The organism is Pedobacter sp. 22163 (assembly GCF_052045595.1).
In the GTDB taxonomy this organism is placed as follows: domain Bacteria; phylum Bacteroidota; class Bacteroidia; order Sphingobacteriales; family Sphingobacteriaceae; genus Pedobacter.
The window spans coordinates 874920-896790 of sequence record NZ_JBQEPM010000002.1 but is presented as its reverse complement, the minus strand read 5'-3'; the positions used below and the strand labels follow the sequence as shown (position 1 = coordinate 896790).

Genomic DNA, 21871 nt, shown 5'->3' with positions numbered 1-21871 from the left:
AAGATGAGGACAGAAAAAATTCTAATTGTTGAAGATGAATTTATCGTTGCGCACGATCTGCAGATGATTTTGCAGCGTGCCGGTTATCAGGTTGTCGGCATTGCCGATTCTGTTAAAAATGCTCAGGCCCTACTGGAAAAACACCAGGTAGACCTGGTTCTTTTAGATATTTACCTTAAAGGCAGGTTAACCGGCATTGATCTGGCGCATGACTTAATGAAAAGCCAGATTCCTTTTATTTATGTCTCTGCAAATTCGAATGAAAAAGTGCTGGAGGCTGCAAAGTCCACCTGTCCGTACGGGTTTATTGTTAAACCTTACCGCGACCGCGACATTTTACTCAGCATTGATATTGCCAGGTACCGCAAGGAAAACAGCAATAACATGAAAATGAGCAGCGAGCGCTTTATGCAGGATTTCATTGTAGATATCTCGATGAAATCGTTAACCTGGCAAAAGAAAATTTTAGCCATTGCAGCTGCCTTTCAGCCATATATTCCTTTTGATTTTATTGCACTTTCTGGTATTGCAAAAGATGGAAAACGATATAGCGAAATTGGAATCACCAGAAAAAACTTCGACCAGTACGACTTATTTACAGCAAATGAGTTTTTAAAATACGCGGGTTTAAGCAGGGCAGAATATGATACCATCAATCAACTGGTACCCCAAACAACAGCCGACGCCATTTACATTGGTGATGATTTTGAGGGGGTAAAAAAGGCTGCTCCAATGAAAAACTTAATCGCCACCACCTATCATCTCTATTCCAATATGGTGAAAACATTCTACCTTGAAAATGGCGATCAGATCAGCTTTTCGTTTTACAGTAGAACTGAAAACATTTACCAACCCGCACACATGGAACTGCTTAACTTTTTATCAGGCACTTTAGAGAAAAAATTGGTCCATATTATCGAGCTTGAAAAAGCGGGAACGGAGACAGTTTTACACCAAGAAAGCAGTAACTATCCTGTAGCGAAAAAAGATTTTGAAAATATTATTGGCAAAAGTACTGCTTTGCTCAGTGTTTTAGACAAGATAAAAATTGTTGCACCAACTGATACATCTGTATTGATAACCGGAGAGAGCGGGACAGGAAAAGAAGAAGTTGCCAAAAGTCTCCATCGCTTATCACATAGAAGTGCAAAGCCAATAGTGGCTGTAAATTGCGCTGCACTACCTGCAGATTTAATTGAATCCATTCTATTTGGCCATGAAAAAGGCTCGTTTACAGGCGCTGTGAACACCAGAATCGGAAAATTTGAAGAGGCCAACGGTGGCACCATCTTTCTCGATGAGATTGGAGAGATGCCCTTCGATCTTCAAGCAAAGCTTCTCCGCGCGTTGCAGGAGAAAGAAATTGAGCGGATTGGTGGTAAACAACCTATTAAAGTCGATTTAAGAATAATTGCGGCAACAAACCTCAATCTGGAGAAAGAGATTGCAAAAGGCAGGTTCAGGCTGGATCTTTTCTACCGTCTTAATGTTTTTCCAATTCACGTTCCTCCGCTTTGTCGACGAAAGACCGACATCCCACTATTGGCAGAATATTTTGTTCAGAAGCATGCAAAAGCAGTAGGTAAAAACATTACCGAAATCCCCACTGATTTTATGGATCGGCTAATGTTGTATGATTGGCCAGGCAATATCAGAGAACTGGAACATGTAATGCTGAGGAGTGTACTGCTTTCATCGGATGGAAAACTTAATCCCGATCATTTGGAACTTGGAATTAAAAATGAGGAACCGCTTTCGCAAAATGGAATTAAAACGATTATTGACAATGAAAGAGACCATATCATCAGGGTTTTGGAGCTCTGCAAAGGCAAGGTTGCAGGCAGCGGTGGTGCGGCAGAATTATTGGGTATTCCGGCAACAACTTTGAGTTCTAAAATTAAAAAACTGGACATAAAACGTTAGTGATATTTAGTAAATCGACGATATATCATGAGCTCAAAAAACCAACCAACACAATAAAACACTGATAAACAAAAACTTAAGGATTGGTATTTTTCTTGACTTGAATAGACTGTATTAATCAAAAAGGGACCTTTGTTGGCCGTTGATTTATATCTAACGCTCGCCCGAAATAGAAAATGAAACAGAAAATCTTAATTGTAGAAGATGAATTTATTGTAGCCAACGATCTTAGGATCATGCTCGAAAAAGCTGGCTATAAAGTGTGCGGGATAGCACCATCGGTGGTGAAGGCGCTTGAGCTGATCGCAGCTAAAGAACCCGACTGGATACTGTTGGATATTTTTTTACAGGGCGACAAAACGGGAATTGATCTGGCTGGCCAGCTTACCGAAATGGGAATCCCTTTTATTTACATATCCGCAAACACCAATCAAGGGATTTTAGAAGCTGCAAAAGCAACCCTGCCCTATGGCTTTTTGGTTAAACCTTTCCGCGAAAAAGACCTGATGGTAATGTTGGATATTGCCCGTTACAGACATGAACAAAACCTGAAATATAACCATCATACAGAGCCACCGCTACATAAACAGATTGAACACATTGCGCAAAAGCAGGAACCGGTTTCGCAGCGTTTGAAACAGATCAGTGCCGCAATGCACCCCGTTGTACCTTTCGATTTTCTCTGGATTACCAGATCAAAGCCGCGCACAACTACAAAAGATGTTTACATCAGCCGCGCTTCCGACGGAACGTTCAATATCTTCAGCACCGACGCTTTATTGAAAGAAACCAATATTTCAGATCGTGATTTTAAAACCTGGAACGGCACTGCGCTTGTCCATAATGGAAAACCGATATTTAACGGATATGATTTTCGGAAACTGAGAATGGAAAGTCGATCTGTACAAGCGCTTTCAGACCATTACAAACTTGAATCAGCCTTGATTACCGAAATTGAAAGAGATACAGAAGTATTTCAGTTCATTTTTTTCAACCAGCTTTCAGATCTCTACACAAAAGTTCATTCGGGTATTATTGCCCAATTTAAGAAAAGCCTTGAACTCATTATAGATAAAATTATTTTAAGTAAGGGTAGTGTAGCTCAAACTCCAGCTGTGGACGTACCTGTAGTTGAAAAGCCAATCATCAAAAAAGAACAAGCTATAGAAATTCAAAAGGATTTTAATGGCATTATTGGCAACAGTGCTTTATTGCACGCTGCATTTAAGAAACTGGAACTGGTGGCACCCGATGATACTTCGGTACTTATCCTCGGCGAAAGTGGTACGGGTAAAGAAAAAATCGCCCAAACTATCCATAAATTATCTCCCCGTAAAAACAAACCCTTAATTACCGTAAACTGTGCTGCCTTACCCTTAACGTTAATAGAATCGGAACTTTTCGGACATGAAAAAGGTTCTTTTACAGGCGCAAACGAAAAACGCATCGGCAAGTTTGAACAGGCCGACGGAGGTTCGATTTTTCTGGATGAGATAGGCGAACTTCCCTTAGAAGCCCAGGTAAAACTATTAAGGGTGCTTCAAGAAAAAGAAATTGAACGTTTGGGTGGAAATTACACCAAAAAGATAAACGTTAGGATCATTACGGCCACCAACAGAAACCTGGAGAAAGAAGTTGCAGAAGGCCGTTTCCGCCTTGACTTATATTACCGCTTGAATGTTTTCCCGATAGAATTACCTGCGCTGAGAGACCGAAAAGAAGATATACCTGCTCTGGCTGCTTATTTTATCGACAAATATGGCAAAAAAGGATCGTCATTAGTTACTTCAATATCTACGGATGCATTGAATGAAATGCAGGATTATCACTGGCCTGGAAATGTCAGGGAATTGGAGCACCTGATCGAAAGAAGTATGCTGTTAACTGAAGGGGAAATGATTACTAAAGTTGAACTTCCCAATTCGACATCCGCTACAGGTTTTTCTGGCGATGATCATTTCAAAATTAAAACCATGGAAGAAATGGAGCGGGAGCATATTATGAGCATTTTGCAGCTGTGTAAAGGCAAAATATTTGGCCCGGGCGGCGCGGCGGAAATCCTTAATATCCCCTCAACGACATTAAACTCAAAAATTAAAAAACTTGGGATAAAGTTCGAATTTGTTAAGTAGGCTTTGGGTTTAGTCCGAAGTTTGTAGTCTTGAGTCCGCAGTCGATTAAGCGCTGTGATTTGTTGTCCTGAGAAATTGATTGCATAAAAACAATAAAAATAGCAGAAGAATTTAAAAGATATAAATCTCTTCAAAGTATCGTCATTGCGAGACGGCTTTTTCAGCTGACGAAGCAATCTTTATGGCAAGGATCACTAGCGTGAAAGATTGCTTCGTCGTTCCTCCTCGCAATGACGCCCCTTATATTTGAATCTTCCAATAGTAGCGTAGTCGAAGGGCTATTTGCGTTTTATCAATCTCAAGAAGTCTTCGATCACGCTCAGACTGACAACTACAGTGCTTACTTAATGGCATTGGGGCACAATCTACTTAACCATTACTTTTTATTGATACATGCGGAATTTTGGTATCTGATAAATCGATCTGCATTTCCTGCTTCCTGATTACATCATCACTAAATTGCTTTTCCTTGCGGATTTTGTGAAGTTCTTGCCGCTGGATATGATAAATATCTTTTAAGATGTGGTTATAAACTTCCATCTCTGCATTTTCGATTGCTTCGCACTCCATCGATTCGAGTCTTCTGGAGGTATGGTTTAAGCTGTTCTCGAGTTCATTTTTCAAACCATTTACCAATCCGATTCCTTCAATTTCCTGTGCATAGTTTTCCCTTAAGCGGTTTAATGAAACCTTTAACAGCCGCTGTTTAATGCTGGCCTCTTGTTGCTCATCAGGTACCAGTGGATCAATTTCGTAAATGTCGATCGCCTTGATGATATAAGGCAAAGTAAGGCCCTGAAAAACCAGGGTAACCAAAATAACCACAAACGTAATAAAGATGATCAGGTTACGGTGTGGAAAATTAATGTGAGCGGCAGTAGTAATGGGCAATGAGAGTGCCGCGGCCAAAGAAACTACTCCTCTCATTCCGGCCCAGCCGATAATTAACGGGCCTTTCCAGCCTGGGTGAGCTTCACTCCTTCTTACCCTGGCAGATAGCCACCTTGGTATAAAAGCTACCGGATAAATCCAGGCGATGCGGAGTACAATTACAAGTGCACTAATGATCAGTCCATAACTAAAAGCTTCCCAAATTGAATAACCTTCTAAGCCAGCCATTATGATAGGCAATTCCAGTCCGATCAAAATAAATACCAGGGCATTTAGGATCATCGTTAAGGTTGCCCATACATTGATGGCCTGCAAGCGGCTTTGTCCATCTACAAAAATTTCGTGCGACCGGTATGATAAAAACAATCCCCCGCTTACCACAGCCATTACGCCCGAAAAATGGAACTGCTCAGCAGCCAGATACATAAAGTAGGGTGAAATTAAAGTGATGGCAGCATCGATGCTGGGTGTAGTAGGTAAAAACCGATGGATAAGATATAATACATGAGCCACGGCCAATCCGATTACAATGCCCATAACAGTACTTAAGAAAAAGTCGCCTGCTGCATTTGAAAGCGAAAACTGCCCTGTAATTACCGCAGCTAAGGCAAAACGGAGCACAATTAGACTGGAGGCATCGTTAACCAAACTTTCGCCCTCCAAAATGGTGGTAATCCGTTTTGGCACTTTTATATTCTTCAATACCGATGTCGCCGCAATGGCATCAGGTGGCGAAACAATGCCCCCAAGCAAAAATCCCATAGCGAGTGTAAAGCCAGGAATCATGGAAGAGGTTAAAAATGCAACGGCTACCGATGTAATAATAACCAGGCCAAAAGCAAGCAAACTGATCGGCCTGCGCCAGCGCCAGAAATCATTCCATGAGGTATACCAGGCAGCCTCGTAAAGCAGCGGAGGAAGAAAAATCAGAAATATAACCTCAGGATCTATAGACATTGGCGGGATACCCGGAATATAGCTGATGCCCAGACCGGCAATTACTAAAAATATAGGATAGGAAATTTTTACCTTTTGTGCCAGCATGATCAACAGGAAAGCTGCTGAAAGTAAAATAATGAACTGAAGAAGGGTATAATGCATGGCTTTTTCTCACAAAGAATAAACCACAAATATAATCAACAAATAACCAGTTATTTGAGCTTTAAAGGATTGTTATTTAAGCAAAAAAAATAACGATATAACGTAATTTTACCTGAAACAATTGCTAAAATCAGCTAAGCAAATAATAAACTGTTAATAAGGCAGGAGACTACTGCTCCAGATGTTGTTTTAAATCAATACGATTATCTTCGCTAAAGCACAAACCAAAAATCATTCAGCAATATTTATTTCTCCAGAAAACTAACGTAAATTAACGAAATAGCGCAAATTAAAAATCAATAAACAAACAACAAACACCTAAAAACCAAATACTTAATAAAATGGATCGCAAATTGTAATATTGGCAGCACGAAACTTAACATACAGTTTAGTGAGCACCTCGACATCAATTATTAGTTTTGGTAATTCGCAAAAACTGCTTTAAACAATTAAAATTAATCTATAAAAAGCTATGAGTACAATTAAAGTAAAAGACGGAACTGAAATTTATTACAAAGATTGGGGAACGGGACAACCAATCGTTTTTCACCATGGATGGCCATTATCTGGAGATGACTGGGATACACAAATGATGTTTTTCCTGAAACAGGGCTATCGGGTGATCGCGCATGACCGTCGTGGGCATGGCCGCTCAGGTCAAAGTGCCAATGGTAATGATATGGATACCTATGTAGCCGACATTGCAGAACTTACAGCAGCACTCGACCTGAAAGATGCCATTCACATTGGCCACTCAACCGGTGGTGGTGAAGTAATCCGTTACGTGGCAAAACATGGGAAAGGCCGCGTTGCAAAAGCAGTTTTAATCAGTGCAGTAACGCCGATTATGATCCAAAACGAAAGCAATCCGGAAGGTGTGCCATTGGCGATATTTGATGAAATCCGTCAAGGTACCGGTTTTACCAGAGCCCAATATTTTTACGATTTCCCAGTGGCATTTTACGGCTGGAACCGTGATGGCAAAACAGTTCAGGAAGGAATAAAACACAACTGGTGGCGCCAGGGCATGATGGGGTCTGTATTGGCACATTATGAAGGTATCAAAGCATTTTCGGAATCAGATTTTACTGAAGATCTAAAAAGTGTGGAAATTCCGGTATTGGTATTGCATGGAGAAGACGACCAGATTGTTCCTTTTAACCAGGCACCAAGAGCGGCAAAGTTGTTACCAAACGGAAAACTGATCTCTTACCCAGGCTTCCCTCATGGTATGCCTACAACAGAGGCGGAAACAATTAATAAGGATATTTTAGCCTTTATTAAATCGTAAAAACTTAATTAACCACTGATGCGCACAGATAAACACAGCCGTTTGTTTGTGCGCATTTTTGCGTTTGTAAAAAACAAAGGGCTTGGAATAGAGGAGTTCGAAGAACAGTCACTATGCTTGAGTGTCTGCAATTGTATTTAAAAAGGTCCTTCGAGGGGCTACCATTGACATGCCTCCATAGGAAAATCGTCATCCCGACTGGAGCATCGCGGAATGGAGAGATCTATGAGCCAAATTAAAATGGAAAATTGATTTAGCTTTGCTGAGCACTTCTCTTGGTTCCCGACTGAGTTGTACTCCCTTCGAAATTACGATATCCTGTAATGACTTAGCGAGACGCAAAAGATTAGGCAAGAAAAATCGTCATCCGATAGCTATCGGATGCGAGAAGGCTTTTTCAGCCGACAAAGCAATCTTACAACGATTGCTAATAGCAGGCGCATTAAGATTGCTTCATCGTTCCTCTTCGCAATGACGATATCTCACACTTCATCTTAAGAAACAATTGCCGTAAAACAAAAACATAGGCCTGGTATCCACCGCAGCCTATGTTTTACCAAATTAAATCAGCACGTAACAAGAATCAAAGCTCATTAAGACTGAATTTATGACCGGTCCTCACCGGATACCTCATCCATTGATCTTTGCTCAGGTTCCTGATTCAACAAAGCATCAAAGGGAATATTTAAATGATAGCATGCACATTATCTGCTGCTACCTTTAGTTTCATAGTTTAGTTTCGGAAAATCCTTTTGGGCCTGTTTAAACTGAAGATCGTATTCGATTGGCCAACCAAAAGCTTTTTCTGCAACATCCTGTAGGTTTACACCAGATGCACCACTCCAGAAATGAATAAATTCGCCAAAATTCAAATCTCTTTTGTACCGCCCGCTTTTGTTTTTTGGAAAGTTTAATGCCAGGAGCTCAAAATACCTATTGAGTACTTTTCCTTCACCATACTTATTATAAATAGGGAAAAACCAGTTTTTGAACCACTGCGTTCCCTGTCTCGGAAAGTCGTCGTACTGGGTCTGCATTTGCGTAAATACTTTATTGGCCTCGCCAGCCATTCCTATGTTTTTGAGTACATCATAATTGAAAATCTCCATAAACTTACTATCTCCCCACAATACATCAGAGGGCGAGCCTTTTGTACCGTGACTGGCGCTGGTTACGATATGTCCCATCTCGTGTATTGGCATGCCAATCTGTTCGCCGGTAGGATTATTCCATTGCGCTAAGCCACAATCGATCACGTTGCGATAATCATGGCTCGCATCAAAAAAAGGTGATGGATGCCCTCCTCCATAATCCTTGCCCATTGCGCGGTGCAAGATCACATATAGTTTTGGGTCCGGTCCGAAATCGCCATAGTTGCGTTTAACATAGGCCCAGCAATCTACCATTACGGCGATAGGCCATTTAATATTGCTCGGCATATTTTTATCATAAAAAACAGCCACATGTGCATTGCTTTCTATCAGTTTCAAATCTTCCTGATGTTCAAACCAGTGCTCTTTCCATACAGAATCAGGGGTGATTATCGCTTTATTAGATCGATCCTTAGCCTGAGCTTCGGATTTTGAAACTAGTCCCAATAAAAAAATCGGGACTAGTAAATAAATGATTGCTTTAGTATTATTCATAATTATGTTATTCTCTATTATAGAGAATCGATCCTTATTTATTCCAGAACGATATTTCACTAATATTGCTATAATAGGCATCGCCACTGGCCACTTCAATTACCCGAATGCGGATGTATCGCATTGCAGGCAGGCCATCAGGCAGGGCAACTTTAAATGGTGCCGATCCATCATCTGAGCGTTCCACCGTTTTAAGCAGCGTCCATCCTCTTCCTTTTGATTCTGCTGTCCACCCTGGTGAATTACCTGGCGACTGGGTTTCTGCTCCTGTAAGGTCTGCGATTCCCCAGATCTCAAATTTGGTAGGATTATTATAACCATTGCGCCCGATGATTTCAAACTGTGTAAGATTGACAATCGCCTTACCCATATCAAAAGTGAAGTGATGTGGAAGCGGTGTCTTGTTGTCACTATGAAAAATATCCGGGTATGCGGTTGGTGCTTTATTGCCATTCCAAAGTTGCGATAAAGAGGTTTCACTCGAATATGTGCCCACATCATTCGCCAGTTTTAGCGGACGGAACAGTGATTTATCCACTGGCACCATAATATTGCTCAAAGAATCGTAATCTACTGTATAAAAGGTATCAATCGCCGATTTTACCGGCACATAAGCCGACCTGAAATAAATCTTGGTTCCGGTTTTGTAGTCGGCAAGCCTGATTGAATTTTCATCAGGACTTAACGCGCTTTTATGAATGGTACCATCTTTATAGGTATAGCGTATTTCGGTTGTAATATTGATGGTATCTGGTTTTTCAAAATTGAGTGTAATGCCGTCATCATCCAGCTGATAAGGATCTGTTGAAACCAGAAACCTGTTGGTTAGACTCGATTTATAGCTATCGCCATAAACCTTTACGTTGCTAATCTGAACAGGCACAGATTTGTTGCCAGCTTTATCATAAGAATAAATGGTAAAGGAATAATTATATTCTACCAGTTTGGGAATAATTACCGATACATCAGTAACGCTTCGGTCTGGCGCTTTCATTTCCAATGAATCTGCCGAATTGTTCCAGAATATGCGGTAATGGGTTACACTCGGATCGGGACTTGCCTTCCAGTTCAGTTTTATCCTGTAATTGCCCGGCGCTGCACCAACTTTGCCGGCAAAGCCTGGATATATACGTTCTTTTCCGTCAAGATATTTTCTGTAATCTAGTGCATCCTTGCTACAGCCACAAAGAACCATAATGGCCGTAAAAACCATTAAAATGCTGTTTATATGTTTAGTTGTCATCTGCTTTAATTTTTAATTGGTATTTCCCCAAAAAGACAATTCCATCACATGGGCAAAATCTGCATTTCCCCAGGTCGAGTTAACGGCCAGCCTGATAAACCTCACTTTAGGAATATCAAGTGCAATGTTAAATTCAAAGCCGGCTTTTACTGCGGCAAGATCCACAGGTGTGGTTTGTCCGGGTGCATTGCCAGAGGGCGGCGGCGGGCAGGTAAAATTCCCCAGGTTGATCCAATCACCTACAATGGTTCCTTTTGCCGAACTTACCGGTAATTCGATATCTGCGGGTGCAGTTTTGGCTGATCCCCAGAGCGTCCATGCTTTAGGGTTACCATGGTTATAAGAATAATCGTTACCATAGGCTTCTCCTCTTTCCCACAATTTATAGCGACTGAGCTTAGCAAGTACGCCCATATCAAATGTGCAGAGCTGAAGAGGCTTGCCATAACCTGCCTCTGTATGCCACCCAGGATCTGAAGTATTGTTATCCCATAACCTCGAAGTATTCCATCCAAGACCTGTTGCGCCCAGAGGGGAATCTGATGGTAGCCGATATTCGCTGAACTGTGCTTTTGGCACCATAATCTCAAAGATGGGACTGATTGATTTAAATAAGGTATCGGATATATTTCCCCATCTATCAGTTACATATACACCAAAATCTCTTTTTAGGGTATCAAATCCCCTTACACTAAAATTAATGTTTTCGGCTTCGGTGTAGAACTGTTCTATGGGAAGCATTTTCCCTGTTGTTTTATCATTGGAAATCACAATCACCCCGATTGGTTTCTTAGCCGGGTTACTGGCGATTACATTTACCCCGCCAAAATCAGCCTGAAGCTGAACTGTTGGATAAACCGACAGATAAGATGGTGTTGCGGGGTGTACACGCACCTGAACAGGATCACTTTTCACATTTGCACGCGATACGGCATAAAGCGTAACATCGTAATCGCCGCTTTTTTCGAAGCCTTCTACCTTGATCGTGTCGCTATAATAAGAAGATTTACTCTGCCTTACGGTCCGCGAATTGATCCGGTATTCTGCCTGTACATACAGCAGGTTTTCGGAATTGGGCAACACATAAGAAATTACTGCAGCTCCTGCCAGGTTTTCTACTTTTACTCCGGTGAGTACTCCGGGTTTTGTCATATCTTTCGATACCACCTCATTAAAACCTTCGCTTTCTTTACAGGAGTAGAACGAGCAGGCCACAAGTAACATGGCAATAAACTGCAATACAAAAAGCCTGTTATATATTTTTGATCTAATTTTCATCATCTTCTATTTAATTTACCAATAAGGATTTTGAACCAGGTTCGGATTTACGATCAAGTCGTTGTATTTAAGTGGCCACAAATAGTCTTTCAGACCAAATACAGGAATTACCAGATTACGCTGACGGTAATAACCTTCAGGTGTGGTATCCTGAATATTCCAGCCCTGAAGTGGTTTGCTGAGTACATCCTGCATCACTTTCCAGCGCCTTAAGTCCCACCCTATTCTGCCTTCAAAACAAAGCTCAATCCGTCGTTCCTGCTGTATGATCGATCGGAGGCCATCTTTACCCGAAGCCTTGCCGGGATTAGATGAATAGCTCGCCCACGACTCTTTAACGCCCTTTAAACCTGCACGTGCGCGTACTTTATCGATATAAGTATAAACATCTGCCGTTGGACCATTTACCTCGTTAAGCGTTTCTGCGTACAGCAGATAAAGTCCGGCCAGCCTGATTAGCGGCATCCTGAAACTTGCCTGGGTAACCTCGGTGCCAAAAACAGATTGGTAATTTACCAGTTTGCTTGGCCAGTAGCCCGATACGTTAACCCTGATATTATCTTTAGGGCCAGCCAATGAAGTACCCCCACGGGCCTGTACATAGAGCATATTTTCTGGATCTGTTTGGCCATTACCAAAAAAACAGCTTCCATCAAAAGATAAATCGGCATAAAAGCGAGGCTCCCGATCCATGTGCATTTTTATGGTCTGGTAACCACTTTTTAAATAGTATTTACTCTCGGCACCTGCCGAGGTGACTGTATAACGGCCTCTGTAATCGTAACCGGTATCTTCAGCCATTGGTACACCATTTTTCGAATAAAACAGCTCGGCCATTCCAATAGGTACGGCAAAATTTCCAGGTGTGCCGCCCATATTCTGCACCATGGCATTGGTGAGCCTGGGCATAGCCATTGATTGCAAGCCGAATTCAGGGTTAAGTGCCCAAATTACCTCAGGATTTTTCTCCCAGTTTTCGGTAATGCTCTGTCTGATGTCCATCACTGTTTTCAATGGTGCAGGTATAGTTGGAAGATTGCCAGGAGAGGTAAAACGGTAAAGGGAAAGGTTGCTTTCTTCGCAGGATTTTACCGCAGCCTGGCAGGCCAGCATGGCTTTATTCCATTTTTCTGCACTAAAAGCTGCAGGAAACAGGTTTGCACCTTCTTTATCCTTAAACCCGGTATAATCGGGATTGCCGTTAAAAAAAGGGCTCGCCTGCGTGGTAAGCACTTCAGCTTTAACCGATAGGACAACATTCTGTGTAATTCGGCCTAAACTCCTTGCCGGATCCTGTATGGTGCGTGGAAGGTCGGGTGTGGCCTCATCCAATAGGGATACGATATAGGCGAATGCCTCGTCAACGGGCGCACGTTTTATCCTTACCTCATCTGTACCAGCATCTATAGGCAGATTCTGTTTAATCAAAGGAATGGGGCCATACATTCTCAAAAGATAAAAATGGTAATAGGCCTTTAAAAACTTAACCTCTGCAATCCAGCGGTTGCGTTCAAATTGAGCCAGATCCTTCGGCCGGTCGATATTCTCCAGAAAGATATTACATCTCCTGATTGCTTTAAAAATTGGCTGGCCAAGCTGCTCTCCGTCCCAATAATTTAATGATGGGTTATCGGTACTCTGTACGCCCCTGATCAGGTGAAAACCCTGCTCTGCATCCCTGCTGCCCAATGTGGCCTCTGTTAAGGTGTTGGGGAAATAAATCTCCCCGGAAGTTGTAAAAGCAGCATCGCTATTGGACGGCCCCATGTTCTGCAGGGTAGAGTAACAGGTAAAAAGGTAGTTTTCGGCCTCATTTCTGTTTCTGAAAGCATAATCGATTGTGGCCACATTATCTGGCGTTACATCCAGGTATTTCTTGCAGGAAAGGGTCATTCCCGAAATCACTGCAATGAGTATGAGAAGTTTTATGTTTAATTTCATTACAAGCATGCTTATAAGTTAACGTTGATTCCGATGTTATATACCTTCTGGATCGGATAGCTGAAGCCATTTGAGGCCAATTCCGGATCCCAGTCTTTGAACCTGCTCCAGGTGAGCGGATTTAAAGCGTTGAAATAGATCCTGCAATTAGACAGAAATGCCTTTTTTGACAACTTATCAGGGAAAGTATAGCCGATTTCTACAGATTTGAGCCTGATAAAAGCACCATCACGCATCCACCACGAACTGGTTTGGAGGTTATTACTAATCTCGGAAGAGGTGGTTCCCAAACGTGGATACTTGGCATATAAATCCTGATTTTCTTCTGTCCAGTGGCTATCCGCAAAGGGCTGAAGCACCTGCCTGTTGGATAGGAATGGACTAACCTGAGATGGATCAATAAAGAAACTCGTGCGGCCTACACCTTGAAAGAAAAGCGAAAGGTCGATCTTCTTGAACCCCATTGAAAGCCCTGCACCATAAACAATTTCAGGTGTGGAAGGAAGGCCGATAAATACCTGATCGGCTTCTGTAATCTTGCCATCATTGTTTACATCGGTATATTTGATATCCCCTCCCTTAGGCGCCGAGGCGCCAGCGCCAAAAAGCTGGGTTGGCGAAGCAGCAGCTTCCTGATCATCAACAAAAAGACGCTCGGCAATGTAGCCCCATCTTACGCCAATTTTCTGCCCGGAAAGTATTCTCCATGGCTCTTTATAGGCAGGTTGCTCATATTGTCCGTATTTATTTTGCGAAAAGGTAAAGTTCATCCTGCCCGACATCCAAAATCCGCCCCTGAAGGTTTTACTATAATCGGCAGAAAAATCTATTCCCCTCGAATCAGCAGTACCCAGGTTTGCGCTCACACCAGATTCTAATCCCATAGTAGAAGGAATCGAAGCCCGCTCCATCAAAATATTGTAACGGTGCTGTTTGTATACCTCTGCAATAATATTCAGACTTTTAAACAAACTGATTTCCAGCCCAATATTGGTCTGTCTGGAAGTTTCCCAGGTAACAGCATCATTGGCATAATTGGTAATGCTTACCCCTGGCCTGGTAACGCTATTTGCTTGTCCGAAATAAGCAGGGCTACCACCATTCAGGTTCACGTTCGAAAGGTAGAAGAATCGCTGTGCGCCAATGGCATCGTTACCTACGAGACCATAGCTTGCGCGCAGTTTAAGCTTACTCACAGCTTCTTTTAACCCGCCGTCCCAGAAAGCTTCGTTGGAAATTACCCATGAACCGCCGATAGTTGGAAAGAAACCAAACCTGTTCTTTTCAGCAAAGCGTTCTGATCCGTTGTAGCCAAAGTTAAATTCGGCAAAATAACGGTTATCGTAACCATAACCCAACCTTCCCGATAGGCCAACATTCCGGTAGGGAAGCGAATACTGAAGGCTGGATAAATTGGTTGCCGGATCTACTGCATTGGCGTATAAACGCTGTTGCCTTGTGGCTATCAATGTTCCGCTGATGTTGTGTTTACTACCGAGCTGCCTCGAGTAATCCAAAACAGCCTGCATGTACACAAATGTATTAATGTCTTTAAATCCTGGTTCAAAACTCAGGTATTCTGAAGCCTGGCCAGGCTGGTTATTGATCCAGTTGAGGCTATATTGATTGCTGATCCTATCATAGGATGCCACATTGTAAAAAAATGGAGAATATTTTCTGGTCAGGTCGAAATAAGAATATCTATTGGTGTTAAACATTCCTTTAAAAGACAGGCCTTTGGTCAGGAAGTTAAGGTCTTGGTTCAGCTCGAGCTGTGCAGACATCCTTGACCTGGAAAAGGATTTATATCCCTTCATCATATCTGCATAAGGATTGGAAAAACCGACTGTATTTCCTGTACCTTCAGTGGAGCTGTTACCAAATAGGATGTGGGTATCGATCCCCAGCGAAGGATCGGCCGGATAAAAGGCCGGAAATAATACCGGGCTGGTATGAAGCGCCTTTTTATAAAGGTCGGCAGAGAAAGAGCCATCATCGGTAATCGGTCCATTGTACTCATCAAAAGTTCCCGACAGCCTGAGTACCACTTCTGTAGTAGGCGTAACATTGATGTTGACGTTTGAGCGGAGCTGGTAATTTTCGAGTTTAACGTTATTGTTGAAGTTATTTACAGGGCTTACCTTTAATATCCCGTTATCGCGGTTATAAGAAGTACCGATATAGTATCTTGCAATCTTTCCGCCCCCGCTTACGCTTCCGTTTAAGCGTTGGTTATTGGTGCTGGTTTTAAACAGTTCATCAATCCAGTTTACAGCAGGATAAACATATTTGTTGCTTCCCGGCGCACCACTTAAAGTCTGCTCGCGGTTATAAATATCGTTCTGGCTAAACCTTGGCACGCCTAAAGGATTTCGAGTGGTAATGGCCTCATTGTACATCTTCATAAAAGTAATGGGGTCGGCAATTTCAAGGTTTTGTGTGGCCTGCGAAATGGAGTTTTCAAAGCGGACATTTACTTTCGCATTGCCTTCAACACCTTCCTTTGTGGTTACCAAGATTACCCCATTAGCCCCTCTCGCACCATACAAGGCCGTGGCACTGGCATCTTTTAAGATGGAGAAACTCGCAATGTCATCAACTTGTAGCCGCGCCAGATCGGTTGGCGTAAGCTCTACGTTATCTACCAGGATCAATGGATCTTGCTTGTAGCCGAATGTGGTTACCCCACGGATAAAAAAGGTAGAATTGTCAAGCCCTGGTTGGCCGCTCCGCTGGTAGGCCACTACGCCGGCAATCTGTCCGGCCAAGGCATTGGTTAAATTGCTGGATGGGATCTTTAGCTTGCCAGGTGTAATGCTGGTAACAGACCCCACCATAGCTTCTCTCCGCTCCTTCTTTCCAAAGGCGGTAACCACTACATCCGAAAGATTGTTGTCATCCGAATGCAGTACCAGATCTACCTTTAACTTTAGCGGATCGGCTATAAAAGTGATCTGCCTGAAACCCACAGATGATACGACAACTGTTGATTTGACTGTAGCGTTCAGCAAGAATTTACCATCGCCATCGGTAATGGTTCCCATACCGCTCTGGCCTTTAACCTGAAGGCTTACGCCCGGAATTCCCAGGCCAAGCGAATCTTTAACAGTACCGGTAATTTTGATTGTTGCGCCCTGTTGCGCATAAGTGGGACTGCCCAAAAGCAATAAACAGGCACTAAATACGGCGAACAGTACCCAGAGGTTCCCCAGATAAGGCAGATGCCTTACCTTAAGAGTAAAATTTTGGTTCATAAAGTTTGGTTGGTTTTTATGTTTAGATTATTTCAAAAAATGTTTATCCGTATCATTTGGAGTAGTCAATTTCCATCTGTATCTGTCAAACAAGAGCGGTTAATAAATTAGCCGGGCCAAAAATGATCCGGCTAACACATTATTTTCTTTCGTTAAACACCCCTAGTTCTGCAATAGCGGGCGGGCTATCGAAGCCTGTAATGGTTACCTTTATTTTTTCACACCAGATGCGCTCGAATCTAAAAATACTCACCTTTTTCTCTCCCTCATTTTTTGCAGCTAAAGCATTCCATTTACCATTTGCATAATACTGTAAACTGTAGGTAGCTTTTCTGTTATTGCCAGCGGTTAGTACCACCATGTTACAGGGAACAGCTTTTTCGAAATTCAGTTCATACCATGGCGATTTTACGGTGTGATTGGATGACCAGCTCGAACCGAAATCATCATCATTGGCAAAATCCATGATATTCATATCATCACTCCAGCTGCTGTTACTTTTTACATGCTTGGCGATGTTGCTCGAAATAATCGGTGCAGCGTGCGCAGGAATACGTGGAAGATCTGTAGATTTTTTATAAATCTGGCCCATTTCTTTAAGTGCTGCCAAAGCATTATCGTCTATTAAACCATTTTTACCGGGCGCTACATTGAGAATAAAATTGCAATAGGCACCGTTGTAAGGAATGATGAATTTGTTCACCAGTTCAGGTACGTTTTTTACCGGAGTGGTAGGAAAAGATGTTTTCCAGAACCAGTTGGCCTGCAGGGGAAGACAGGCAAGTGCCGGAAGTTTGTTGTTCTCTTTAGAAATAAACTGCCCTGCGCCCTGCTCATAAGATTTGATATCGGTATAAAATAGCGCCTGTGTAGGATATTTTGCTGCATTTAAATCCATCACCAAACAGTTTGGCTGTAATGATTTAATTAGGTAATAGATATCTTCAAAAGGCACCTGATCATAAGAAATCCTCGACCATGGCGCGTCCCATCCATCGATAATCAGTGCTGTGATCTCGCCATAATTGGTGAGCAGTTCGGTAATCTGATCTTTGATCATTTTAACGTTATCTGGTGTAATCTGGTTTGGGCGGATGCCATGGTGGGTATCCAATATGGAATAATACAACATTACCTTTAATCCGTTTTTGCGGAAAGCATCTGCATATTCCTTAACTACATCGCGCTTTAGCGGCGTGTTCATTACGTTATACGCTGTAGTTTTGGTATTCCAGATCGGGAAACCACTGTGGTGTTTAGTGGTAAGGCAACCATAGGTCATGTTAGCAGATTTTGCGGCTTTTGCCCACTGGTCTGCATCCAATTTTGGCGATTGGAACAATGAAAGGTCGGCATCAGGATCAGACCAGTCCTGATCCATAAAAGTTGGCATCCCATAGTGGATAAACATGCCCAACCCAAGGTCAACAAAATCCTGTTGAAGTTCAGTCAGTGGTTTATTGGCCGATTTTTGCTGGGCCATTGCCGGATAAATAGATGTCGTTCCCGAAACGATAAGCAATAATAATAAAATCCTTTTAAAGGTCATTTCTCTTTTTTTTGTTATGTGATTGGTGTTATTTATTTAAAAGACTTATTGGATTACAATCACTTATCAAACCCAATCATTCAACATTGATCTGGTTTTATTGCGATCTGCTTTCCGTTATCCAAATCTACATCCAACATCGAGGTAATTTGTCGAACGAAAACGTAACAGAAACCTAACAAAAGCTTAACGTTATGGTATTTATGAAATAATACGGCTATTTTTAAAGGATAAAATGAAAGATCGTATATATAAGTCAGTAGTATTGGTCAGTTTTCTGATATTGCTTCTGGTACAGCTCAGGTTAACCTATAATTCTTACGTTCTGCGGGACAGGGATTATAGTTTAAAAGAAAAAACGCTGATTAACGATGAATATGGGCGCAGTATATCCGAAGACAAAGTTTATAAGGGCGGCGGAAAGATTATCGATTCGATCCTCTCGAGAAATATGCCCGCGCTTAAACAAGCATACTTAAGCAACAAGAAAGAATTTGTTAAACGTTCACAAAGTGTTAGCAACACATTGTTAAAAGACCTGCAAAAAGAAAGCACTATGGACAGTGTTTTCCGCTCGATCGTTAAAAGGAATGGGTTAGATTCCAATCTTCAATATCTGCTCACTTTCCAGTCAATTGAGATTAACTTCGATCCCAACATCGGCAACATTCCCATATTTGATACCAGTACCGATACATTGTTCAAAACATCTCAAAAAACACCGTTCGGAGTCATCATTGATGGCACATTGACTGATCCTAACGTTCAGAACAGGGTAACCAACCTTTCTGTTAGTGGCAAACTGGTGTACGATTACAGAGTTACCTTTAATCTTTTTGCCGATCCTCCGGGCCGTACTTTAAAAGTTGCTTTTCAAATGCTGCCCACATTTTTATTGGTTGCGCTTTGCATCATTATTATTGTGGGCATTAATTATTATACCTATATCAGCTGGATGCGGCAGAAAAAAGAAACAGATATTAAATCTGATTTCCTAAACAGTATTAAACATGAATTTAACACCCCCATTACAACTATATTAGTGGCAAGCAAAAGCCTGCACGAAGATGAGGTGCTCAATGACAGGACACGCGTAAATGCACTCGTAAATATTGTAGAGAGACAGGCACGGCGACTTCACTCCCACATTAACCAGATGCTGGAAATTTCGGAAATCAACAGCAACATTAACCTGGAGGAAACAGATCTTAATTATGCCATTCTTACTTTGGTTAACGATTATAAAATAAAAGTCCAAGAGCCAAATAGTCTTACTTTTGATCCCCATGGTTCGGAAATAATGATCATGGTTGATCCTTTTGTGTTTACCACCATGTTGCAAAACATCCTCGACAACTCCTTTAAGCACAATCATAGCGATATAAAAATGACTGTGCTCTTTATTACCGAGCATATTGGCGGATATACCATCCATATTAAAGATAATGGAAAAGGAATTGAAGACGCAATGAAAGAAAAGATATTCGATAAGTTTTTCCGTGCGGGCAAAGACAATACCGTTTCGGGCCTGGGGCTGGGCTTATATTACGTTAAACAATGTATTGATATTCATGGCTGGGAAATCAATGTAAGAACAACATTGGGAAAAGGGACCGAATTTCTGATTCATATCCCTGCGGAGCAGACCATAATTGGTACAAATCATTAATCTAAAGAATTTTATGAGTTATGATATCGTAATAATTGAAGATGAAATAGACCTGGGCAATGTAATTTCGGAATACCTGAAATTGAGGGGATTCAGTGTGCTATGGTTCAAAACTGCTTCGGAAGCATTGGCATATTATAGCGCAAACCAGCTTGATAACAAATTGGTTATTGTGGATGTACAGCTACCAGATATGAATGGCTTTGACCTGGCCTCAGAGATGGTGATGATCAACTCTAATCAACCTTTTTTCTTTCTAACGGCACATAACGAAAAACAGGACCGTCTTCGCGGCCTCAAGATTGGTGCAATAGATTATATTTCAAAGCCATTCGAAATTGAGGAACTGGTGCTTAGAATAGGAAATATCATCAACAAGTTTTCCAGCGCTCCAAACGTGCAGTTCCCATCCGGTTCAGGGTTTATCAACATCGGCGACATCAGGTACCAAAAGGATCAGCTGTTTCTGCGAATGCCCGACAGCAAAGAAGTTTCCTTAACCGTTAGAGAATCGGAAGTATTAGACCATTTGGCTGGCAATATTAATCAGGTAGTAAAAAAGAAAGATATTTTATTGGCATTATGGGGAAACGATGATTACTTTAATGGAAAAAGCCTTGAAGTTTTTATTTCAAGGCTAAGACGGCTCTTCAAGGCCTCAGACCATGTTAGCATAGAAAACGTATATGGCCTGGGCTACATTCTAAAAGTTAAATAATAGCACATTTATTACTAGCAAAGTTAGGTAGCTGATCTTTAAAGATGCTCACTATCCCATGTAAAAATAGCGTAGTTATTCCCGAAAGTAATAAAATTAACATTTACTTGATCTTCTGTTAATCATTTTCTCGACTGTAATAACGGTTAAAAAGATGAGTGGCGCCCAGCCTACAACGCATGCCCGTTTATTCTGCCGCACACTAAAAAACAACCCCGACAACAGTAAAGTACATCGGGGTTGTCAATCTGTTCACCTGGTATTATGAGGGTATTGATACGACCATTTCCTTCATGCTTTCAATACCCAAGATTATCCTTCTGCAAAAATCCTACAACACGCTCAACCGGAGATTCAGCTCAAAACTGCCGTTTGTATAGGCACTTAAAGCCGAGGTCTGTGTGGTGTACATCCCACTGATCAGGTATTTTCTTTTAAAGTCTACACCAATGCCGAAGGTGGCATTTTCACTGCTATGGTATACCCCCATCAAAAACACCTGTTTGTTTGCAATCCAGGCCTGTGCACTCAGATCAAAGATATTATCGAACCCTCTCACCCCGCGGTAGGCTACTTTTGGTTCAACCTCTATCCCCTCCATTCCTTCACTCAGCGTAATCTTATAACTTATGGCCGTATAAAAAGTGGCCACATCGGCCAGCTTGATCACATCTTTTTTGAAAAAGCTTTTCAGGTTGGGCAACGATCCCTCAATACTCAGTTTATCTGAAGTATAGGCAACACCAAAATCCCCATCAAGATAGGTTTTGCGGTCATTGTAAAGCCCCACCATCGGGTCGTTCGGATTGCCATAAATATCTGCGTTTTCAAGACGCTGGTTCATGAAACCTACCGACAGGCCAAAATGAAGCTGCTGGTTGTTTGCGTTTAAAGGCAGGTGGTAGGCATAACTGCCCACTATGCGGGTCTGCCGCTGTAGCCCTGCACTTTCATTGCTCATGTTCAATCCTATACCAACTTTACTGAAACCATAGTCGGCGGTGAGATTCTGTGTTACGGGAGCGCCCGGAACGTTGTCCCAAAGTTTACGGTAGGCCCCGTTTATGCGCAGGCCATTGTTTGCACCTGCAAATGCGGGATTGATCACATAACGGTTGGTATAATATTGTGAGGAAAGCGGATTCAGCTGTGCGTGAACACTGACTGCAGGTATCCATACTGCCAGTAACATCAATATTTTATATAAAGTCTTCATTTGATCTTCTCTTTAATTT

General features: G+C 41.9%; 13 protein-coding genes. 5 read left to right on the top strand and 8 right to left on the bottom strand.

All coding sequences use genetic code 11. The features are described 5' to 3' along the window. Window positions 1-3 precede the first annotated feature (3 nt). Complete coding sequence (locus ACTJKN_RS08240; RefSeq protein WP_440823951.1) at window positions 4-1923, top strand: sigma 54-interacting transcriptional regulator; 1920 nt, start codon at window positions 4-6, stop codon at window positions 1921-1923. A gap of 176 nt (window positions 1924-2099) precedes the next feature. Continuing rightward, window positions 2100-4055 (top strand): sigma 54-interacting transcriptional regulator, encoded by a 1956-nt coding sequence (locus ACTJKN_RS08235; RefSeq protein ID WP_440823950.1) that lies wholly within the window; start codon window positions 2100-2102, stop codon window positions 4053-4055. 369 nt (window positions 4056-4424) lie between these two features. Here ACTJKN_RS08235 and ACTJKN_RS08230 read toward each other — a convergent pair whose 3' ends face one another. Beyond that, complete coding sequence (locus ACTJKN_RS08230; RefSeq protein ID WP_440823948.1) at window positions 4425-6047, bottom strand: Na+/H+ antiporter; 1623 nt, start codon at window positions 6045-6047, stop codon at window positions 4425-4427. A gap of 472 nt (window positions 6048-6519) precedes the next feature. On the opposite strand from ACTJKN_RS08230, the gene ACTJKN_RS08225 reads away from it, so the two are divergent. Continuing rightward, on the top strand, window positions 6520-7338 hold the full coding sequence (locus tag ACTJKN_RS08225; protein WP_131032265.1) for an alpha/beta fold hydrolase: 819 nt from the start codon (window positions 6520-6522) through the stop codon (window positions 7336-7338). A 704-nt stretch (window positions 7339-8042) separates the two neighbouring features. Here the strand turns inward: ACTJKN_RS08225 and ACTJKN_RS08220 are convergent. The 6 genes from ACTJKN_RS08220 to ACTJKN_RS08195 form a co-directional block, all read right to left on the bottom strand. Beyond that, window positions 8043-8984: a hypothetical protein gene (locus tag ACTJKN_RS08220; protein WP_440823945.1), complete on the bottom strand. Its 942-nt coding sequence runs from the start codon at window positions 8982-8984 to the stop codon at window positions 8043-8045. A 34-nt stretch (window positions 8985-9018) separates the two neighbouring features. Then, window positions 9019-10227, bottom strand: coding sequence for a DUF4998 domain-containing protein (locus tag ACTJKN_RS08215; protein WP_440823943.1), 1209 nt, complete (start codon window positions 10225-10227; stop codon window positions 9019-9021). 12 nt (window positions 10228-10239) lie between these two features. After that, window positions 10240-11508 carry a DUF5000 domain-containing lipoprotein gene (locus ACTJKN_RS08210; protein WP_440823941.1) on the bottom strand — a complete coding sequence of 423 codons (1269 nt, stop codon included), beginning with the start codon at window positions 11506-11508 and terminating at the stop codon, window positions 10240-10242. Window positions 11509-11520: 12 nt separating this feature from the next. Further along, complete coding sequence (locus ACTJKN_RS08205) at window positions 11521-13446, bottom strand: RagB/SusD family nutrient uptake outer membrane protein (RefSeq protein WP_440823939.1); 1926 nt, start codon at window positions 13444-13446, stop codon at window positions 11521-11523. An 11-nt stretch (window positions 13447-13457) separates the two neighbouring features. Then, entirely contained in the window at window positions 13458-16700 is a 3243-nt protein-coding gene (locus tag ACTJKN_RS08200; protein WP_440823938.1) for a SusC/RagA family TonB-linked outer membrane protein, read from the bottom strand. Between the two features lie 139 nt (window positions 16701-16839). After that, entirely contained in the window at window positions 16840-18249 is a 1410-nt protein-coding gene (locus ACTJKN_RS08195; protein WP_440823936.1) for an alpha-L-fucosidase, read from the bottom strand. A 235-nt stretch (window positions 18250-18484) separates the two neighbouring features. Here ACTJKN_RS08195 and ACTJKN_RS08190 point away from each other — a divergent pair, with 235 nt between their 5' ends. After that, window positions 18485-19918 (top strand): sensor histidine kinase, encoded by a 1434-nt coding sequence (locus tag ACTJKN_RS08190; RefSeq protein ID WP_440823934.1) that lies wholly within the window; start codon window positions 18485-18487, stop codon window positions 19916-19918. 13 nt (window positions 19919-19931) lie between these two features. Beyond that, complete coding sequence (locus ACTJKN_RS08185) at window positions 19932-20636, top strand: response regulator transcription factor (RefSeq protein ID WP_440823932.1); 705 nt, start codon at window positions 19932-19934, stop codon at window positions 20634-20636. A gap of 331 nt (window positions 20637-20967) precedes the next feature. On the opposite strand, the gene ACTJKN_RS08180 is transcribed toward ACTJKN_RS08185, so the two are convergent. Continuing rightward, on the bottom strand, window positions 20968-21852 hold the full coding sequence (locus ACTJKN_RS08180) for a PorP/SprF family type IX secretion system membrane protein (RefSeq protein WP_440823930.1): 885 nt from the start codon (window positions 21850-21852) through the stop codon (window positions 20968-20970). Between the last annotated feature and the right edge of the window lie 19 nt (window positions 21853-21871).